This window comes from Peribacillus sp. NPDC058002 (assembly GCF_042886655.1).
Taxonomy (GTDB): domain Bacteria; phylum Bacillota; class Bacilli; order Bacillales; family DSM-1321; genus Peribacillus; species Peribacillus aracenensis.
This window is the reverse complement of sequence record NZ_JBHVQU010000455.1, coordinates 1-1,786: the sequence shown is the minus strand read 5'-3', so window position 1 is coordinate 1,786 and position 1,786 is coordinate 1. Positions and strand designations below refer to the sequence as shown.

Here is a 1,786-nt window from a genome sequence, read left to right as displayed (position 1 = left end):
CGGGTGTGTATGTCCCTACAGAAGGAACGATTGCCTTGAACGGGGAAAATCTAAATAAGCAGCCTCCATATAAAATTACCCGGAAAGGGATTTCGAGGACCTTTCAAAATATTCGCCTCTTCAGTGAGTTATCCGTGATCGATAACGTGAAGGTTGCTTACCACTCGCTTGCCAAGCATGGAATTGCAAGTTCCATATTCCGGGTGCCGGGACATTTTTCCGGGGAAAAGGAAATGAATGAAAAGGCGCTGGAATTCTTGAGGATATTCAACCTTGATCATTTTAAGGATGAAAAAGCGAAGAATCTTCCATACGGACAGCAAAGGCGGCTGGAGATTGCCCGTGCTCTTGCCGCCAATCCGAAACTCCTTTTACTGGATGAACCCGCAGCCGGGATGAACCCGCATGAAACGAAAGAATTGATGAACCTCATTGCTTTTATCCGGAGGGAATTCAATCTTACCGTCTTGCTCATCGAACATGATATGTCATTGGTCATGGGGGTATGCGAACGGATTTATGTCCTTGATCATGGACAGCTAATCGCACACGGAAAGCCGGAAGAAATCCGCAACGATCCAAAGGTTATCGAGGCATATTTAGGGGAGGAGGTTTCCTGATGCTGAAAATAGAGGACATCAATGTTTATTATGGCAATATCCAAGCGTTGAAAGGGGTTTCCATGGAGATAAACGAGGGGGAGATCGTGACATTGATCGGGGCGAACGGAGCGGGAAAAAGCACGCTGCTCAAAACGATATCCGGCCTGTTAAAACCAAAGCAAGGAAAAGTTCTGTTCGAAGGCAATCCGATCGGAGGAAAAGCTGCCCAGTCCATCGTGAAAATGGGCATATCCCATGTACCTGAAGGGCGCCGTGTCTTTGCTAACATGACGGTTTCCGAGAACCTGGAGCTTGGGGCCTATTTGCGAAAAGACAAAGAGAACATTAATAAAGACATGAAAAAGGTCTATGAGTTATTTCCGAGGCTGCTGGAGAGAATCAAACAGCAGGCTGGCACGCTTTCAGGCGGAGAACAGCAGATGCTTGCAATGGGCCGGGCTTTAATGGCGAAACCACGTTTATTATTGCTCGATGAACCTTCGATGGGCCTTGCACCGCTTCTGGTGAAGCAAATATTCAACATCATCCAGGAAATCAGTGAGTCCGGCACAACGATCCTTTTGGTCGAGCAAAACGCCAACCTTGCCCTATCCATTGCAGATCGGGCTTATGTTGTTGAAACGGGCCGGATCGTCCTCTCGGGCAATGCCGATGAACTCACTTCAAGTGAAGAAATAAAAATGGCCTATTTAGGAGGCCATTGAACTGCCGATTGGATGTTTGAGTTTGTAGACCAAAGGAATTGTATTCAAATTTTAGGCTTTGTTAAGCAGTATTTGTCGTTTTTTAGGTAAAATACCGGGAACGTCCGATTTGGACGTTCCCGTTCTTATTCTATTAAAACCCCCTATAATGGAATAGCTGTAAAGCTAATAAAGCTTTTTTAAAAGCTGCGTTTCTCTGGCCAAGCTCCTTGCATTTTACTAAGGAATACAATTTGCCCAATATGATATGCGTCGTGCATGGCTAAACTCTTCAGTTCAAGCACTAATGGATTATCTCCTGGAATCTGTCTATACAAATCTTCATGTTCTGATTTTGCTAGTATTTTTCCAAGTTCACGATGAACATAAAAGTATTCTTGTTTTGTTTCCTTCCAATTTTCTAACGTCTCAGTTGGTAATCGAAATGTAGAGTCATTATTTTCTGCCTGTGGTTCATTC

At 44.5% G+C, this 1,786-nt stretch carries 2 protein-coding genes and 1 pseudogene; 2 read left to right on the top strand and 1 reads right to left on the bottom strand.

Annotated elements, in window-relative coordinates; genetic code table 11:
* Both ACFVSH_RS26250 and ACFVSH_RS26245 read left to right on the top strand, forming a co-directional pair.
* Positions 1 to 620 (top strand): ABC transporter ATP-binding protein (locus tag ACFVSH_RS26250; protein WP_387708740.1); only part of this gene is annotated, 620 nt, incomplete at its 5' end.
* The gene (locus ACFVSH_RS26245) at positions 620 to 1,327 is read left to right on the top strand and encodes an ABC transporter ATP-binding protein (protein WP_387604428.1); all 708 of its coding nucleotides are present in this window, start codon (positions 620 to 622) and stop codon (positions 1,325 to 1,327) included. The genes ACFVSH_RS26250 and ACFVSH_RS26245, both read left to right, overlap by 1 nt.
* 179 nt (positions 1,328 to 1,506) lie before the next feature.
* On the opposite strand, the pseudogene ACFVSH_RS26240 reads toward ACFVSH_RS26245, so the two are convergent.
* A pseudogene (locus ACFVSH_RS26240) lies at positions 1,507 to 1,786 on the bottom strand (DinB family protein); the annotation flags it as partial.

What these genes read in the sequence shown, in the direction of transcription:
- ACFVSH_RS26245 (WP_387604428.1), top strand. Translation starts at nt 620, where the DNA reads ATGCTGAAAATAGAGGACATCAATGTTTATTATGGCAATATCCAAGCG.